Raw genomic sequence first — 16,481 nt, 5'->3', positions numbered from 1 at the left:
TCTCTATTTTAGCGGCTTATTTTAATGAATTAAAATCGAAGGCGGCTTTTTGTTGTTTGATTATTGAAATGAGTGCCCTTTTTGTTGCTTAATCAATACCAACAGAACGCAGGAGTATAAAAAATGAAAACCGCTTATATCGCAAAACAACGCCAGATCAGTTTCGTTAAATCCCATTTTTCCCGCCAGCTGGAAGAAAAGCTTGGTCTGATTGAAGTTCAGGCGCCAATTCTCAGCCGCGTGGGCGATGGGACGCAGGATAACTTGTCCGGGTGCGAAAAAGCGGTACAGGTTAAGGTGAAAACACTGCCAGACGCCCGGTTCGAAGTGGTTCACTCCCTGGCAAAGTGGAAGCGTCAAACTCTGGGACTGCACGACTTCAGCGCGGGCGAAGGGCTTTACACGCACATGAAAGCCCTTCGCCCCGATGAAGATCGCCTTAGCGCTATTCACTCTGTCTATGTTGACCAGTGGGACTGGGAACGGGTAATGGGTGATGGAGAACGCCACACAGGCACGCTGAAATCGACCGTTGAGGCCATCTACGCCGGGATCAAAGCGACCGAAGCGGCAGTGAGTAAAGCGTTTGGTCTGACGCCATTCCTGCCGGAATCGATCCACTTTGTCCACAGCCAGACGCTACTCAGCCGCTTCCCGGATCTGGATGCTAAAGGCCGTGAACGTGCGATAGCCAAAGAGCTGGGCGCCGTGTTCCTGATAGGGATCGGCGGCAAACTATCGGACGGAAAACGCCATGATGTGCGTGCGCCGGATTATGATGACTGGAGCACCACGGGTGAAGAAGAGTTTGCCGGTCTGAACGGTGATATCCTCGTCTGGAACCCGGTGCTGGAAGATGCGTTCGAGCTTTCTTCCATGGGGATCCGCGTGGATGCCGATGCGCTAAAACGCCAGTTGGCGATAACCGGTGATGAAGATCGTCTTCAGCTTGAATGGCATCAGGCGCTGCTGCGCGGAGAAATGCCACAAACTATTGGCGGCGGAATTGGCCAGTCCCGTCTGACCATGCTGCTGCTGCAGTTCTCTCATATTGGTCAGGTGCAGTGTGGCGTCTGGCCGCAGCAGGTCCGTGAAAGCGTGGATTCTCTTCTGTAATTAACGCTGCCAGCGCCTGAGCAGGCGGCTACGTAACCCGGTATCAAAGCGCCAGATATGATCGAAAATGCGCATGATGCCGGGTTTTCCATGGGCTGACATTGCCACGGCGTGAAAACGATGCTGGTGCACCCTCTGTAGTTCCTTCACTTTGTTGACCACATCATCCGGTAGCCGCTGGGCAATGAAATCGGAAATGACCACCGTGTCAGCATCGTACCATTCACCGCCCTGCATGCGTTCTATGATGCTGCGAAAACAACTGGCCAGATCGGTACCGCCGCGAAAACGCTGGCTCAAAAAGCGAATTGCCTGCTCCAGACCCTTCTGGTTCGTTAGCTCATAACTCACCACTTCGCTGGAAAAGAGCATAACAAAGCAGCGGCGTCGGTCGGCGAGCGCCACGCGCATCAGGGCCAGGCAGAACGCTTTCGCACACTGCTCGTTAAAACTGCCCATCGAACCAGAGGTATCGACGCACACAATAAAAGGCCCACGCGGTTGTTCATCAAAATCCTGATGGATAACCGGGCGCTGGCTTAGCTTTTCGCGCCAGGATTCGCCCTGAAGCCGGTAGGTAAGGAGCTGCTTCTCCACCAGCCGACGGTAAAATTCATACTCCAGTTCGGTCATCCCCAGCGTGCTGAGTTCGGTAGGTAACAGGCGCAAAATGTCATCACTTTGCTGCAGCCCATCGACCTGCTCCGGCACGGTTGCCGGTTCACGGACCAGGGTGCGGAAGGTTTCCATTGGCGCATCTTTCTTTGGCACCGATTTCGCCTCCCGGGAGCGGCCAAGTTGTTCCGCAAGCTTCATGAGTTCCGGCTGCTGCGCCAGAAAGTCGCCATACCTGACGATAAGCTGGTAGTCGCCGCGCCGTAACTGCCCGGCGCTCATATCCCAGAGCCGCCCGGCTGCATTTTCATTTTCAACCAGCACCTGCTCCAGTTGGCCGCTTAAGGTCATACGCTTCTGAACTTCACTGAGCAGTTGTTCACGTTCTTCCTCCAGCAACTGCTGGTTGAGTGACGTGGCCTGAACCACAAGACTTAGCCGCCAGCGCTGCAAAAAGAGGGTGTGCAGGGCCGGGGTAAAGGGGGCGTGCTCCGTGACCAACGCTCGCGCCTGGCTGGCAAACGGCGAGTGCACCTTATCGAGTAGCGCCAGCGTTCGTGGAAGCTGAACGATAAACTGTGGTGTGGAGAGCCGCTGGCACTGCTGATAACCGGCAACTTCCTCGGTCAATTCAGGCGGCACCCCGGTCTCTTTAAACCGTTGCCGCAAGTTTTCCCGCCAGCGCGGCAGATCGTCCGTCATCGCTTTTTTGAGCTTCGGGAATTTTTCAAAGAAAGCCGCCAGCTGTGGTGAGGCGAGAAGAGTAATAACCACCTCTTCAATCAATCCCTCTTCGCTAACCGCCAGCATCACGTTGAGCGTGTCCAGCGTTAGCATTGACGAGCCTGTTTAATCTGCGCGCTCACATCCTGCAGGCTGGCTTCGATGCGGCCTAACCAGTCGCTGTGAATAAAGAGACATTTTTGCTGGTCGCTGAAGCGCGTGTGTTGCTGATGCCATTCGGTATCCAGCGCTTCAAGCTGCTGCTTAATCTCTTCCGGCACGCTGTCAGTAGCCGCTCCCGGCAGAGCAAGACGGGATCCCTGCAGGCTGACATCGCGGATCACCAGATGCAGACTGCTATCGACTTCCATATTTAGCGGCTGAGCAAAACCGATGCCGTTGAACTTGCCGCGGATCTCACCGCTCTTATCAAGCCACTGGGCCAGCGCCTCATGCTCAATCGTAATGTGGACCACCTGCATATCGTGCAGTTTGAGCGGCTGCTGAAGCAGAAGCGTAAGGGTTGGGCTGTTCAGCCCGGACGGCAACTCATAGTGCGGCTTGCGGGCAAACATACCGCCCAGACGGTTAACCTTCAGCGCCGTTTTATCACTTTGCTGCTGCTGCAGTTGAATGCGCCGTTGGGCAATCGCCCCAAGCTGGTTAAGCATCGACTGTTGGCCCCAGGCGTGCCCGGTCATCAATATATCCAGCTGTTGCTGCAGCATATTCATGCCTTCGGCGTCATGCCAGAGGCAATCTTTCAGCAGGATAAGATCGATGGGCGCAACGGCATCACGGCCGCTGAACAGGGCGCTGGCCTGCAGCAGGCGGATCGCCTTTTTCCAACGCCGGTCAGAGACATAGGGCGCTGAAGGCAGTACATCAAGCTGTTGACGCAGCATGAAAATCAGTTCGAAAACCGCGTCAGGCAATGTGATTTTATTGATGTCCTGTTGCCACTGGTTGTACTCCTCATCCGTCACCTGCAGCGAGGCGGAGACCGGGTTTTCATTTTCATCCTGCTGGCTTACCAGCATGGCGCGGAAGTTTGATTTATCCTGCACTTTATCCAGCCACAGGCGAATCAACATGCGGTCGTACAACGCTTCCAGACTACTGTCGGCTTCAGGCAGTTCGTTTGACGCGGCCACCAGCAGGCGCATGGGGATTCTCTCTTCACTGGCGCCGTTACGGAACCGACGTTCGTTGATTGCGGTAAGCAGCGTGTTCAGAATGGCCGGGCCGGCTTTCCAAATCTCATCAAGAAAAACAATCTCCGCTTCCGGAAGATATCCTGCCGTTAATCGCTCATAGCGCCCTTCATCTTTTAGGGCCTGAATTGAGAGCGGGCCGAACACCTCTTCGGGCGTGGAGAAACGGGTCATCAGATATTCGAAGGCGCGCGCCTTCTGGAAAGCAAACTTCAGCCTGCGGGCAATCAGGCTTTTCGCAATACCCGGTGGGCCAAGCAGAAACACGCTTTCACCGCTCAGCGCCGCCAGTAAACAGAGACGAATGGCGTGGCTTCGCTCGTAGAGGCCTTTTTCCAGCGCGCTGCTAAGGCGGGAAATTCTTTCTGCTAATAAATGTGAGTGAGCCATAATAGTTTTGCATCCTTTCGGCGTCGTAGCGGCCAATTGAAGCGAGTATAGACGTTTCAGTGAGGGCTGGTAATAGACTGAAGTGCGGCGCTATTTTCTTTGCGCTACATTAAAGCGGTTGCAATTAGGGGTACGATTTTGCATTGAATCGTGCATACTGTGCGCTTTTTGTGGGCCAAGGGACTAAGCACACATTTGTTATATAAACGAAAAGACTAGTCTATGAGCACTGATAAAAAGCAATCATTACCCGCTATAACGCTTGCGGCTATCGGGGTTGTCTACGGTGATATCGGCACCAGCCCGCTTTATACGCTTCGTGAATGTTTGTCCGGTCAGTTTGGATTTGGTGTAGAGCGTGAAGCCGTTTTTGGCTTCTTGTCGCTGATCTTCTGGCTGTTGATCCTGGTAGTTTCTGTTAAATATCTCTCCTTCGTCATGCGGGCAGATAACGCGGGAGAAGGCGGGATCCTGACCCTCATGTCCCTTGCCGGGCGCAATACGTCCGCCAGAATGACGTCATTTTTGGTCATCATTGGCCTGATTGGTGGCAGTTTCTTTTATGGGGAAGTGGTTATTACGCCCGCTATCTCGGTGCTCTCTGCGATAGAGGGGCTTGAGATTATCGCACCACATCTTGATACCTGGGTTGTGCCGCTGGCCATTATTGTTCTGACGCTGCTGTTTGTTATCCAGAAGCACGGTACTGGGCTGGTGGGGAAACTGTTTGCGCCGATTATGCTGGCCTGGTTCCTGATCCTCGCCGCTCTCGGTTTACGCAGCATCATTGCTAACCCTGACGTGCTGCACGCCCTGAATCCGTACTGGGCGGTGCGTTTCTTCCTTGAATATAAAGTGGTTTCTTTCGTCGCGCTCGGTGCGGTGGTGCTCTCTATTACCGGTGTTGAAGCGCTGTATGCGGATATGGGGCACTTCGGGAAGCTGCCTATTCGCGTGGCATGGTTTACCGTCGTGCTGCCGTCGCTGGTGCTGAACTACTTCGGCCAGGGCGCGTTACTTCTCAAACATCCAGAAGCCATTAAGAACCCGTTCTTCCTGCTGGCGCCGGATTGGGCGCTGGTGCCTATGCTGATCCTCGCTACCCTGGCGACGGTAATTGCCTCCCAGGCGGTGATTTCGGGGGTATTCTCGTTGACGCGCCAGGCGGTACGTCTTGGCTACCTCTCGCCAATGCGCATCATCCATACGTCAGAGATGGAGTCAGGACAGATCTACATTCCTTTCATTAACTGGCTGCTCTATGTTGCGGTCGTTATTGTTATCGTCAGCTTCGAACACTCCAGCAATCTGGCCGCGGCATACGGTATCGCTGTGACCGGTACGATGGTGTTGACCTCAATTCTCTCCACCACGGTGGCGTACCGTAACTGGCACTGGAATAAGTTCCTCGTGGGGATGATTCTGGTGGGTTTCCTGTGCATCGACATTCCGTTGTTCTCTGCTAACCTCGACAAAATTGTCTCCGGTGGCTGGCTGCCGCTGACGCTGGGCCTGGTCATGTTCATTGTGATGACAACGTGGAAAAGCGAGCGCTTCCGCCTGCTGCGTCGTATGCATGAGCACGGTAACTCCCTGGAGGCGATGATTGCTTCGCTGGAGAAATCTCCGCCGGTACGTGTGCCAGGGACCGCGGTGTATATGTCACGCGCGCTGAAGGTGATCCCGTTTGCGCTGATGCATAACCTTAAGCACAACAAGGTACTGCACGAGCGCGTTATTCTGCTTACCCTGCGTACTGAAGATGCGCCGTATGTGCATAACGTGCGTCGCGTGCAGATAGAGCAATTGTCGCCGACCTTCTGGCGCGTGGTAGCAAGCTATGGCTGGCGCGAAACGCCTAACGTGGAAGAGGTGTTCCACCGCTGTGGTCTGGAAGGCTTAAGCTGCCGGATGATGGAAACCTCGTTCTTTATGTCCCATGAGTCGCTGATTATCGGCAAGCGTCCGTGGTACCTGCGTTTGCGCGGCAAGCTGTATCTTATTCTGCAACGTAATGCCCTGCGCGCGCCCGATCAGTTTGAGATCCCGCCTAACCGCGTGATTGAACTGGGAACGCAGGTCGAGATTTAATCTCCTCTACGGGCTGATGCCCCCATCCCCCTCTCCCGCCGGGAGAGGGGGCATAAAGTGCATTTTCTTGCCTCATTTCACTTAGCGAAACGTTTCGACGTTGATCACAAATCTGTTACGTCATGATGGTTTTCTGAACACTCTTGAGATAAAACTGATGCCAGCGAAACGTTTCGCTAGTGGAGCAAAAATAATGAAGAAAGGCACGGTACTCAACTCAGAAATCTCATCGGTTATTTCCCGTCTTGGGCATACTGATACGCTGGTGGTTTGCGATGCAGGCTTACCGGTTCCGCACAGCACAACCCGTATTGATATGGCGTTAACGCAGGGCGTTCCTTCGTTTATGCAGGTACTGGACGTCGTGACGGCAGAGATGCAGATTGAGGCGGTCATTCTCGCAACGGAAATCAAACAACATAATCCGCAGCTCCACGAAACGTTGCTCGGTCATATTGAGCAACTGCAACAGCACCAGGGAAACACCATCGAAATTCGTTACACAACACACGAGCAGTTCAAACAACAAACCGCAGACAGTCAGGCGGTGATTCGCAGCGGGGAGTGTTCCCCGTATGCGAATATCATTCTCTGTGCTGGCGTCACCTTCTGAGGCCATCATGGACGCATTACTGCAACTAAAAGGGATCGATAAAGCGTTCCCGGGCGTGAAAGCTCTCTGCGGTGCGGCGCTGAACGTTTATGCCGGACGCGTCATGGCGCTAGTGGGTGAAAACGGCGCCGGCAAATCCACCATGATGAAAGTGCTGACCGGGATCTATCAACGTGATGCCGGTTCACTGGTGTGGTTGGGTAAAGAGACTACCTTCAGTGGCCCAAAATCCTCTCAGGAGGCGGGTATTGGCATTATCCACCAGGAGCTGAACCTGATCCCGCAGCTGACGATTGCGGAGAACATTTTCCTCGGGCGTGAGTTCGTCAATCGCTTTGGCAAAATCGACTGGAAAACCATGTATGCCGAAGCAGACAAGCTGCTGGCTAAGCTGAACCTGCGCTTTAAGAGCGACCGCCTGGTGGGCGACCTCTCCATTGGCGATCAGCAGATGGTGGAAATCGCGAAGGTGCTGAGCTTTGAGTCAAAGGTCATCATTATGGATGAACCGACCGACGCCCTGACCGATACTGAAACCGAATCCCTGTTCCGCGTCATCCGCGAGTTGAAATCGCAGGGGCGCGGGATTGTCTATATTTCTCACCGCATGAAAGAGATTTTTGAAATCTGCGACGACGTAACCGTCTTCCGCGACGGGCAGTTTATTGCCGAACGTGAAGTGGTTACGCTGACCGAAGATTCGCTGATAGAAATGATGGTGGGGCGTAAGCTCGAAGATCAGTATCCGCATCTGGATAAAGCACCCGGTGAGATCCGCCTGAAGGTGAATAACCTCTGCGGTCCGGGCGTGAACGACGTGAGCTTTACCCTGCGCCAGGGAGAAATCCTCGGCGTAGCGGGCCTGATGGGTGCTGGCCGTACCGAACTGATGAAAGTGCTCTATGGCGCACTGGTGCGTACCAGCGGCTACGTCACGCTCGACGGCCATGAAGTGGTTACGCGCTCTCCGCAGGATGGCCTGGCAAATGGCATCGTCTATATCTCTGAAGATCGCAAACGCGATGGCTTAGTGCTGGGCATGTCGGTAAAAGAGAATATGTCGCTTACCGCGCTGCGCTATTTCAGCCACAGCGGCGGGAGCCTGAAGCACAAAGATGAACAGCAGGCGGTCAGCGATTTTATCCGTCTCTTTAACGTCAAGACGCCGTCGATGGAGCAGGCGATTGGCCTGTTGTCCGGTGGTAATCAGCAGAAAGTGGCTATAGCTCGCGGTTTAATGACGCGTCCGAAAGTGTTGATCCTTGATGAACCCACGCGCGGCGTAGACGTCGGCGCGAAGAAAGAGATTTATCAGCTGATTAACCAGTTTAAGGCCGACGGGCTGAGCATTATTCTGGTCTCTTCCGAGATGCCAGAAGTACTAGGCATGAGCGATCGTATTATCGTCATGCATGAAGGGCATCTCGGCGGTGAATTCACTCGCGAGCAGGCCACCCAGGAAGTTCTGATGGCTGCCGCTGTAGGCAAGCTTAATCGCGTGAATCAGGAGTAAGAAGATGACTACCCAGGCTGTTTCTGGTCGCCGTTATTTCACCAGGGCATGGCTGCTGGAACAAAAATCGCTGATTGCCCTGCTGGTGCTGATCGCGATCGTGTCCACCATGAGCCCGAACTTTTTTACCGTTAACAACCTGTTTAACATTCTTCAGCAAACTTCCGTGAACGCCATTATGGCGGTGGGGATGACGCTGGTGATTTTGACGTCGGGGATCGATCTGTCCGTCGGTTCCCTGCTGGCGCTCACCGGTGCGATAGCCGCTTCAATTGTAGGGATTGAGGTGAATGCGCTGGTGGCGGTTGCCGCTGCACTGGCGGCTGGCGCAGCGATTGGCGCCGTTACCGGGGTCATTGTGGCTAAAGGGCGCGTTCAGGCGTTTATCGCTACGCTGGTGATGATGCTGCTCCTGCGTGGTGTGACCATGGTTTACACCAACGGTAGCCCTGTCAACACCGGCTTTACCGATAACGCCGATCTGTTTGGCTGGTTCGGTATTGGTCGCCCGCTGGGGATCCCGACGCCGGTCTGGATCATGGCTATCGTCTTCCTGGCGGCCTGGTACATGCTGCATCACACTCGTCTTGGCCGTTATATTTATGCGCTGGGCGGTAACGAAGCGGCTACACGACTCTCGGGGATCAGCGTTAATAAAGTCAAAATTATCGTTTACTCCCTGTGCGGTCTGCTGGCGTCCCTGGCGGGGATCATCGAAGTGGCGCGCCTCTCTTCTGCGCAGCCGACAGCGGGTACGGGGTATGAGCTGGATGCCATTGCGGCGGTGGTGCTGGGGGGGACGAGTCTTGCGGGCGGTAAGGGTCGCATTGTTGGGACGTTGATCGGCGCATTAATCCTCGGTTTCCTGAATAATGGTTTGAATTTATTAGGTGTTTCCTCCTATTACCAGATGATCGTTAAGGCAGTGGTGATTTTGCTGGCGGTACTGGTAGACAACAAAAAACAGTAACTGACGACACTACAGGACATCTTAGATATGAACATGAAAAAACTGGCTACCCTGGTCTCTGCTGTCGCGCTGAGCGCAACCGTGAGTGCTAACGCAATGGCTAAAGACACCATCGCGTTGGTGGTCTCTACGCTGAACAACCCGTTCTTCGTCTCCCTGAAGGATGGCGCGCAGAAAGAAGCGGACAAACTGGGCTATAACCTGGTGGTTCTGGACTCACAGAATAACCCGGCTAAAGAGCTGGCTAACGTTCAGGACTTAACCGTTCGTGGCACCAAAATCCTGCTGATCAACCCAACCGATTCAGACGCAGTGGGTAATGCCGTTAAGATGGCAAATCAGGCGAAAATTCCGGTGATAACCCTGGATCGTCAGGCAACGAAAGGCGAGGTTGTGAGTCATATTGCGTCTGATAACGTGCTGGGCGGTAAAATTGCCGGTGACTATATCGCTAAGAAAGCGGGTGAAGGCGCGAAAGTTATCGAACTGCAGGGCATTGCCGGGACTTCCGCTGCCCGTGAACGTGGTGAAGGCTTCCAGCAGGCGGTTGCTGCGCATAAATTTAACGTACTGGCCAGCCAGCCGGCAGATTTCGACCGTACTAAAGGCCTGAACGTGATGCAGAACCTGCTCACCGCACACCCGGACGTCCAGGCGGTATTCGCCCAGAACGACGAAATGGCGCTGGGCGCGCTGCGTGCCCTGCAGACTGCAGGTAAATCTGATGTGATGGTTGTCGGATTTGACGGTACGCCAGATGGTGAAAAAGCGGTAAATGATGGCAAACTGGCTGCGACCATCGCTCAGTTGCCCGAGCAGATTGGCGCGACTGGCGTACAGACTGCGGATAAAGTGCTGAAAGGCCAGAAAGTTCAGGCTAAATATCCGGTAGACCTGAAACTGGTCATCAAGCAGTAAAAGGCGATTCAGGCAGTCGCAGGCTGCCTGAGGGACACTTAAAAAAAGAAAAGTGTGGCATACGCCACCGGGTAACACCGGTGGCGCTCTCAGATGGACACCTCATACATGAAAACCGCAGGCAACCTCGTCGTCCTTGGCAGTATCAATGCCGATCACATTCTCAACCTTGACTCATTCCCCGCACCGGGCGAAACCGTCACTGGCAATCAATACCAGGTGGCGTTCGGCGGTAAGGGCGCAAACCAGGCCGTTGCTGCGGGACGCAGCGGGGCGAAAATCGCATTTATCGCCTGTACGGGTGATGACGATACCGGTGAGCGTGTACGCAAACAGCTGGCCTGCGATAATATCGATATTGTCCCGGTGAGCGTGGTGGCGGGCGAATCTACCGGCGTGGCGCTGATTTTCGTCAATGCGGAAGGTGAGAATGTGATCGGTATTCACGCTGGCGCTAACGCAGCGTTGACGACTGAGCGGGTTGAAGCGCAGCGCGACATCATAGCGAACGCGCAAGCACTGCTGATGCAGCTGGAATCCCCGGTGGAAAGCGTGCTGGCTGCCGCGAAAATTGCCCATGAAAATCATACCTCTGTCGTTCTTAATCCGGCGCCTGCCCGTGTATTATCAGACGAGCTGCTGGCGCTGGTGGATATCATTACGCCAAACGAAACCGAAGCTGAAAAACTGACGGGCATCCGCGTTGAAAATGACGACGATGCGGCCCGTGCGGCAAAAGCGCTGCATGAAAAAGGCATCGACACCGTGATTATCACCCTCGGCAGCCGTGGCGTCTGGATTAGCGTAAAAGGTGATGGCCGTCGCGTGCCGGGCTTTAAAGTTAAGGCGATTGATACTATCGCAGCAGGGGATACCTTCAACGGTGCGCTGGCGACAGCATTGCTGGAAGGCGAAAGCATAGATAACGCCATTCGTTTTGCCCATGCCGCCGCCGCGATTGCGGTTACGCGTAAAGGGGCTCAGCCTTCCGTTCCATGGCGTAAAGAGATAGATGAATTCCTAAGTCAGCAGGGGTAACGCTTGGCCACCATGAAAGATGTCGCCCGTATGGCGGGTGTTTCTACTTCGACCGTCTCTCACGTCATCAATAACGATCGCTTCGTCAGCGAGGCGATTCGGGGAAAAGTCGAAGCCGCAGTTAAAGATCTCAACTATGCGCCGTCTGCGCTGGCGCGCAGTCTCAAGCTCAACCAGACGCGCACCATCGGCATGCTGATTACGGCCAGTACCAACCCTTTTTATTCTGAACTGGTACGCGGGGTTGAGCGCAGCTGCTTCGAGCGTGGTTATAGCCTGGTGTTGTGTAACACCGAAGGCGATGAGCAACGGATGAATCGCAACCTGGAAACGCTGATGCAAAAGCGCGTCGACGGATTGCTGTTGTTGTGTACTGAAACGCACCAGCCGTCGAAAGAGATTATCCAGCGCTATCCCTCTATTCCTACGGTAATGATGGACTGGGCGCCATTTGATGGTACCAGCGATCTGATTCAGGATAACTCCCTGCTGGGGGGTGATATGGCCACTCAGCATCTGATTGATAAAGGCCATACCCGCATCGCCTGTATTACCGGGCCGTTGGATAAAACACCTGCGCGTCTGCGCCTGGAAGGCTATCTCAGTGCGATGGCCCGGTCCGGGATCGCTGCTCCGGATAACTATCGTGTTACTGGCGATTTTGAATTTAGCGGCGGCTTCGAGGCGATGCAGACGTTGCTGGCGCAAGAGCCGCGTCCGCAGGCGGTATTTATTGGTAACGATGCGATGGCATTTGGAGCTTATCAGGCGTTATATCAGGCTGGACTGCGCGTTCCTGAGGATATGGCGGTGATTGGCTATGATGATATCGAACTGGCGCGCTACATGACGCCGCCGCTTACGACTGTCCATCAGCCGAAAGATGAGTTGGGTGAGCTGGCCATCGATGTACTGATCCACCGTATGGCGCAGCCCACGCTGCAACAGCAACGTCTGCAACTTACTCCTGTTTTGATGGAGCGGGGGTCGGTTTAGCCTTTGCTTTATGGCGCTCCTTGATCAGGTTTTGGCCATCTTTTGGTTTTAACAGCATAAAGACCAGGGCCGAAACCACGGTGAGTGCGCCCATCGTCATAAAGGTATAGTGAAACTGCTCAACGGTATTTGTGCCGTCGAATCCTTCATAAAACCGCAGCACCGCCGCACTCACGGCAACGCCCAGGCTTATCGACAACTGTTGAGTGACCGCCAGCACGCTGTTGCCGCTACTGGCATTTTCATCGGTAAGGTCCGCAAGAGTGATGGTATTCATGGAAGTGAACTGCGTCGACATTGCCATGCCCAGCACAAACAGCGGCAGAATAAGCATCCAGACGGGTAATGCGGCGGATTGCAGGGAGAACTGGGCAATCATCAGCCCAATAAAGACCGTCACGCCAACCAGCGTCTTTCTATAGCCAAACCAGCGTAAGACCTGTGTGACCGTCGATTTTGCCAGAATCGAGCCCATTGCCGTGGGCGCCATCAAGCAGCCTGCAATCAACGCCGGGTAACCGAAACCTACCTGCAGCATCAACGGCATCAGGAAAGGGACACAGCCGGTGCCCAGACGCGAAGCGATATTGCCCGCCACGCCGACCGAGAAGGTGCGAGTATTAAACAGGGACAGAGAAATAAGCGGAGTCGGATGGCGGCGCGCATGACGTATATAGAGAAGGAACAGTAAAATACCGCCAAAGATGACGCACAGCGCGAACCACGTCGCCACGATTTTCTCGCCGAATAACTCCATACCACTGGAGAACAGCACCAGGCTCAGGCCAAACAGCAAAAAACCGCCCATGTCGAAACGGCGCCGTGGCGTGGTGAAGTTCGGCATATATTTACGGGCGTAAACTAGCCCCGCTATGCCAATGGGAATATTGATCAGGAAAATCCAGTGCCAGCTGGCCCAGGTTACAAACACCCCGCCGAGTACCGGGCCAAGAATCGGGCCGACCAGGCCTGGCATGGTGACGAAGTTCAGGACCGGGAGCAGTTCGCTTCGAGGATAGGCTCGCAATAATGCCAGGCGCGCCACGGGCATCATCATCGCCCCGCCGATCCCCTGAAGTACACGGAAGGCGACCAGCTCCGTTAATGATGCAGAAAGTGCACAGGCCAATGAGCCAAGCGTGAAAAGCGTTACCGCCAGCATAAATATTCTACGCGTACCGAAGCGATCGGCCAGCCAGCCGCTGACGGGGATTAGCATCGCCACCGTGAGGGTATAACTGATGATAGCGGACTGCATCGCCAGCGGGGAGCGGTTTAGGCTTTGCGCAATGGCGGGGAGTGCGGTATTCAGGATAGTGGCATCCAGTGCCTGCATAAAAAACGCCATTGCTGCAATCCATGGCAATCCGGCCATGCTGTGCGCATTTTTTTTGGTCATTGCGTTACCTGCTGGTGGGTAGGCGCGGCCAACAATGCCTGGCACGCACTCAAGGCGCGCTGCCCGTCGCTATCCTGGATAGCATCCACAATCGCCTGGTGCTGATCCAGCTTCACCACTTCATCATAAGTAATAGAGGTAAAGTAAGTGTGGTACACCGAATGGAACAGAGAGGCAAAGGAGGTAAGGAATGGATTGGCGCTCATCATATAGATGTGCTCATGCCAGGCCATATCGACCTCAATCCAGCGTTCGCGGTTGAAATGCTTTTTCAGTAACACCATCTCTTCCATCAAGGTGTTGAGCTGCGCTTTCTGTTCTGCAGTGCCAAGCGTGGCAGCAAGCAGGCATGCCTGAGGTTCAAGGCTACTGCGCATCACCAGGAAGTGGTCGATAACCTGATGGAAGTTGTCTTCGGTCATCCACCAGCAGAGGAGTTCCTGATCGAGGAAATTCCAGTTAGCCTGAGGCATTACGCGCGTACCAATTCGGGGACGTGGCAGCACCATTCCTTTTGCTGTTAATGTTTTTACCGCTTCGCGAACGGCAGTGCGGCTAACGCCAAACTGTTCACCGAGTTCCATTTCTCCCGGTAAGATGCTGCCCGGGACATATCTACCCATCAGGATCTGCTGAGCCAGCTTTTCTGCCAGCACGTAAGATAGGTTTTTTTGTGCTGCCAGCTGTTGTGCGCTTAAGGGCATCGCTCGTATTCCTCAATGATTCATGCGGGTAAGTATGCCATCTCGGGTGTGATTGTGGTTGCAAATACATCAAATAGAACAATTTGTAGCTTGATTTCATCGCTATTGGTGAAAAAAAACACGGATGGAATTTTTTTTGTATTTTATGCTTGTCACTTCAGAATAACTCCCTATAATGCGCCTCCACTGACACGGAACAACGGCTTACAGGCCGCCGGGTTAGCGGGGTTCAGCGATGAACTCTCGCAGAGAAAAGCGAAATAAACGCTTGACTCTGTAGCGGGAAAGCGTAATATGCACACCCCGCGCCGCAGCAAAAAGCGAAGCGGCACTGCTCTTTAACAATTTATCAGACAATCTGTGTGGGCACTCAAAGTGACATGGATTCTTAATGTCTTCGGACAATAAATGAATACCAAGTCTCTGAGTGAACATACGTAATTCATTACGAAGTTTAATTCACGAGCATCAAACTTAAATTGAAGAGTTTGATCATGGCTCAGATTGAACGCTGGCGGCAGGCCTAACACATGCAAGTCGAACGGTAGCACAGAGAGCTTGCTCTCGGGTGACGAGTGGCGGACGGGTGAGTAATGTCTGGGAAACTGCCTGATGGAGGGGGATAACTACTGGAAACGGTAGCTAATACCGCATAACGTCGCAAGACCAAAGAGGGGGACCTTCGGGCCTCTTGCCATCGGATGTGCCCAGATGGGATTAGCTTGTTGGTGAGGTAAAGGCTCACCAAGGCGACGATCCCTAGCTGGTCTGAGAGGATGACCAGCCACACTGGAACTGAGACACGGTCCAGACTCCTACGGGAGGCAGCAGTGGGGAATATTGCACAATGGGCGCAAGCCTGATGCAGCCATGCCGCGTGTGTGAAGAAGGCCTTCGGGTTGTAAAGCACTTTCAGCGGGGAGGAAGGCGGTGAGTTTAATAAGCTCACCGATTGACGTTACCCGCAGAAGAAGCACCGGCTAACTCCGTGCCAGCAGCCGCGGTAATACGGAGGGTGCAAGCGTTAATCGGAATTACTGGGCGTAAAGCGCACGCAGGCGGTCTGTCAAGTCGGATGTGAAATCCCCGGGCTCAACCTGGGAACTGCATTCGAAACTGGCAGGCTAGAGTCTTGTAGAGGGGGGTAGAATTCCAGGTGTAGCGGTGAAATGCGTAGAGATCTGGAGGAATACCGGTGGCGAAGGCGGCCCCCTGGACAAAGACTGACGCTCAGGTGCGAAAGCGTGGGGAGCAAACAGGATTAGATACCCTGGTAGTCCACGCCGTAAACGATGTCGACTTGGAGGTTGTGCCCTTGAGGCGTGGCTTCCGGAGCTAACGCGTTAAGTCGACCGCCTGGGGAGTACGGCCGCAAGGTTAAAACTCAAATGAATTGACGGGGGCCCGCACAAGCGGTGGAGCATGTGGTTTAATTCGATGCAACGCGAAGAACCTTACCTGGTCTTGACATCCACAGAATTCAGCAGAGATGCTGAAGTGCCTTCGGGAACTGTGAGACAGGTGCTGCATGGCTGTCGTCAGCTCGTGTTGTGAAATGTTGGGTTAAGTCCCGCAACGAGCGCAACCCTTATCCTTTGTTGCCAGCGGTTAGGCCGGGAACTCAAAGGAGACTGCCAGTGATAAACTGGAGGAAGGTGGGGATGACGTCAAGTCATCATGGCCCTTACGACCAGGGCTACACACGTGCTACAATGGCGCATACAAAGAGAAGCGACCTCGCGAGAGCAAGCGGACCTCATAAAGTGCGTCGTAGTCCGGATTGGAGTCTGCAACTCGACTCCATGAAGTCGGAATCGCTAGTAATCGTGGATCAGAATGCTACGGTGAATACGTTCCCGGGCCTTGTACACACCGCCCGTCACACCATGGGAGTGGGTTGCAAAAGAAGTAGGTAGCTTAACCTTCGGGAGGGCGCTTACCACTTTGTGATTCATGACTGGGGTGAAGTCGTAACAAGGTAACCGTAGGGGAACCTGCGGTTGGATCACCTCCTTACCTTAAAGAACCTGCCTTTGTAGTGCTCACACAGATTGTCTGATGAATGATGAACTTCTGAATGTACTTTTGAGTGCATTAAGAAGTTTTGCTCTTTAAAAATCTGGATCAAGCTGAAAATTGAAACGACACATCTCTAATGGTGTGTTCAAGTCTCTCAAATTT

12 protein-coding genes and 1 rRNA gene are annotated in these 16,481 nt (G+C 53.9%); 9 read left to right on the top strand and 4 right to left on the bottom strand.

Annotated features, from left to right (window positions below; all coding sequences use genetic code 11):
* Window positions 1–123 precede the first annotated feature (123 nt).
* Window positions 124–1,116 carry an aspartate--ammonia ligase gene (gene asnA / locus NL510_RS00430; protein WP_253380721.1) on the top strand — a complete coding sequence of 331 codons (993 nt, stop codon included), beginning with the start codon at window positions 124–126 and terminating at the stop codon, window positions 1,114–1,116.
* On the opposite strand, the gene viaA is transcribed toward asnA, so the two are convergent.
* The gene (viaA, locus tag NL510_RS00425) at window positions 1,117–2,568 is read right to left on the bottom strand and encodes an ATPase RavA stimulator ViaA (protein WP_253380719.1); all 1,452 of its coding nucleotides are present in this window, start codon (window positions 2,566–2,568) and stop codon (window positions 1,117–1,119) included.
* Window positions 2,562–4,058, bottom strand: a complete 1,497-nt coding sequence (gene ravA / locus NL510_RS00420; RefSeq protein ID WP_253380717.1) for an ATPase RavA — start codon at window positions 4,056–4,058, stop codon at window positions 2,562–2,564. The genes viaA and ravA overlap by 7 nt, the downstream gene beginning before the upstream one ends.
* A 222-nt stretch (window positions 4,059–4,280) precedes the next feature.
* Between ravA and kup the strand changes: the two genes are divergently transcribed.
* The 7 genes from kup to rbsR all read left to right on the top strand — a co-directional run bounded on the left by kup (window position 4,281) and on the right by rbsR (window position 12,197).
* Window positions 4,281–6,149, top strand: a complete 1,869-nt coding sequence (gene kup / locus NL510_RS00415) for a low affinity potassium transporter Kup (RefSeq protein WP_253380714.1) — start codon at window positions 4,281–4,283, stop codon at window positions 6,147–6,149.
* Between the two features lie 193 nt (window positions 6,150–6,342).
* Window positions 6,343–6,762: a D-ribose pyranase gene (gene rbsD / locus NL510_RS00410; protein ID WP_253380712.1), complete on the top strand. Its 420-nt coding sequence runs from the start codon at window positions 6,343–6,345 to the stop codon at window positions 6,760–6,762.
* Window positions 6,763–6,769: 7 nt separating this feature from the next.
* Window positions 6,770–8,275, top strand: coding sequence for a ribose ABC transporter ATP-binding protein RbsA (rbsA, locus tag NL510_RS00405; protein ID WP_253384690.1), 1,506 nt, complete (start codon window positions 6,770–6,772; stop codon window positions 8,273–8,275).
* Window positions 8,276–8,279: 4 nt separating this feature from the next.
* The gene (rbsC, locus tag NL510_RS00400) at window positions 8,280–9,245 is read left to right on the top strand and encodes a ribose ABC transporter permease (RefSeq protein WP_253380710.1); all 966 of its coding nucleotides are present in this window, start codon (window positions 8,280–8,282) and stop codon (window positions 9,243–9,245) included.
* Window positions 9,246–9,272: 27 nt separating this feature from the next.
* Window positions 9,273–10,163 (top strand): ribose ABC transporter substrate-binding protein RbsB, encoded by an 891-nt coding sequence (gene rbsB, locus NL510_RS00395; RefSeq protein ID WP_253380708.1) that lies wholly within the window; start codon window positions 9,273–9,275, stop codon window positions 10,161–10,163.
* 108 nt (window positions 10,164–10,271) lie between these two features.
* Window positions 10,272–11,201 (top strand): ribokinase, encoded by a 930-nt coding sequence (gene rbsK, locus NL510_RS00390; RefSeq protein ID WP_253384688.1) that lies wholly within the window; start codon window positions 10,272–10,274, stop codon window positions 11,199–11,201.
* Window positions 11,202–11,204: 3 nt separating this feature from the next.
* A complete protein-coding gene (gene rbsR, locus NL510_RS00385) occupies window positions 11,205–12,197 on the top strand; it encodes a ribose operon transcriptional repressor RbsR (RefSeq protein WP_253380706.1) in 993 nt (330 codons plus the stop codon).
* Here the strand turns inward: rbsR and mdtD are convergent.
* On the bottom strand, window positions 12,163–13,596 hold the full coding sequence (mdtD, locus tag NL510_RS00380) for a multidrug transporter subunit MdtD (RefSeq protein WP_253380704.1): 1,434 nt from the start codon (window positions 13,594–13,596) through the stop codon (window positions 12,163–12,165). The two genes, rbsR and mdtD, sit on opposite strands and share 35 nt — an antisense overlap.
* Complete coding sequence (locus NL510_RS00375) at window positions 13,593–14,300, bottom strand: FadR/GntR family transcriptional regulator (protein WP_253380702.1); 708 nt, start codon at window positions 14,298–14,300, stop codon at window positions 13,593–13,595. The genes mdtD and NL510_RS00375 overlap by 4 nt, the downstream gene beginning before the upstream one ends.
* 476 nt (window positions 14,301–14,776) lie before the next feature.
* On the opposite strand from NL510_RS00375, the gene NL510_RS00370 reads away from it, so the two are divergent.
* Window positions 14,777–16,316, top strand: a 16S ribosomal RNA gene (locus NL510_RS00370).
* Window positions 16,317–16,481 lie beyond the last annotated feature (165 nt).

Source organism: unidentified bacterial endosymbiont, from assembly GCF_918797525.1.
Lineage (GTDB): Bacteria > Pseudomonadota > Gammaproteobacteria > Enterobacterales > Enterobacteriaceae > Enterobacter.
Note: the sequence above shows the minus strand (reverse complement) of the source record. Positions and strands in the feature narration are given on the sequence as shown.

What these genes read in the sequence shown, in the direction of transcription:
- kup (WP_253380714.1), top strand. Translation starts at nt 4,281, where the DNA reads ATGAGCACTGATAAAAAGCAATCATTACCCGCTATAACGCTTGCGGCT.
- viaA (WP_253380719.1), bottom strand. Translation starts at nt 2,568, where the DNA reads ATGCTAACGCTGGACACGCTCAACGTGATGCTGGCGGTTAGCGAAGAG.
- rbsB (WP_253380708.1), top strand. Translation starts at nt 9,273, where the DNA reads ATGAACATGAAAAAACTGGCTACCCTGGTCTCTGCTGTCGCGCTGAGC.
- rbsK (WP_253384688.1), top strand. Translation starts at nt 10,272, where the DNA reads ATGAAAACCGCAGGCAACCTCGTCGTCCTTGGCAGTATCAATGCCGAT.
- ravA (WP_253380717.1), bottom strand. Translation starts at nt 4,058, where the DNA reads ATGGCTCACTCACATTTATTAGCAGAAAGAATTTCCCGCCTTAGCAGC.
- asnA (WP_253380721.1), top strand. Translation starts at nt 124, where the DNA reads ATGAAAACCGCTTATATCGCAAAACAACGCCAGATCAGTTTCGTTAAA.
- rbsC (WP_253380710.1), top strand. Translation starts at nt 8,280, where the DNA reads ATGACTACCCAGGCTGTTTCTGGTCGCCGTTATTTCACCAGGGCATGG.
- mdtD (WP_253380704.1), bottom strand. Translation starts at nt 13,596, where the DNA reads ATGACCAAAAAAAATGCGCACAGCATGGCCGGATTGCCATGGATTGCA.
- NL510_RS00375 (WP_253380702.1), bottom strand. Translation starts at nt 14,300, where the DNA reads ATGCCCTTAAGCGCACAACAGCTGGCAGCACAAAAAAACCTATCTTAC.
- rbsA (WP_253384690.1), top strand. Translation starts at nt 6,770, where the DNA reads ATGGACGCATTACTGCAACTAAAAGGGATCGATAAAGCGTTCCCGGGC.
- rbsD (WP_253380712.1), top strand. Translation starts at nt 6,343, where the DNA reads ATGAAGAAAGGCACGGTACTCAACTCAGAAATCTCATCGGTTATTTCC.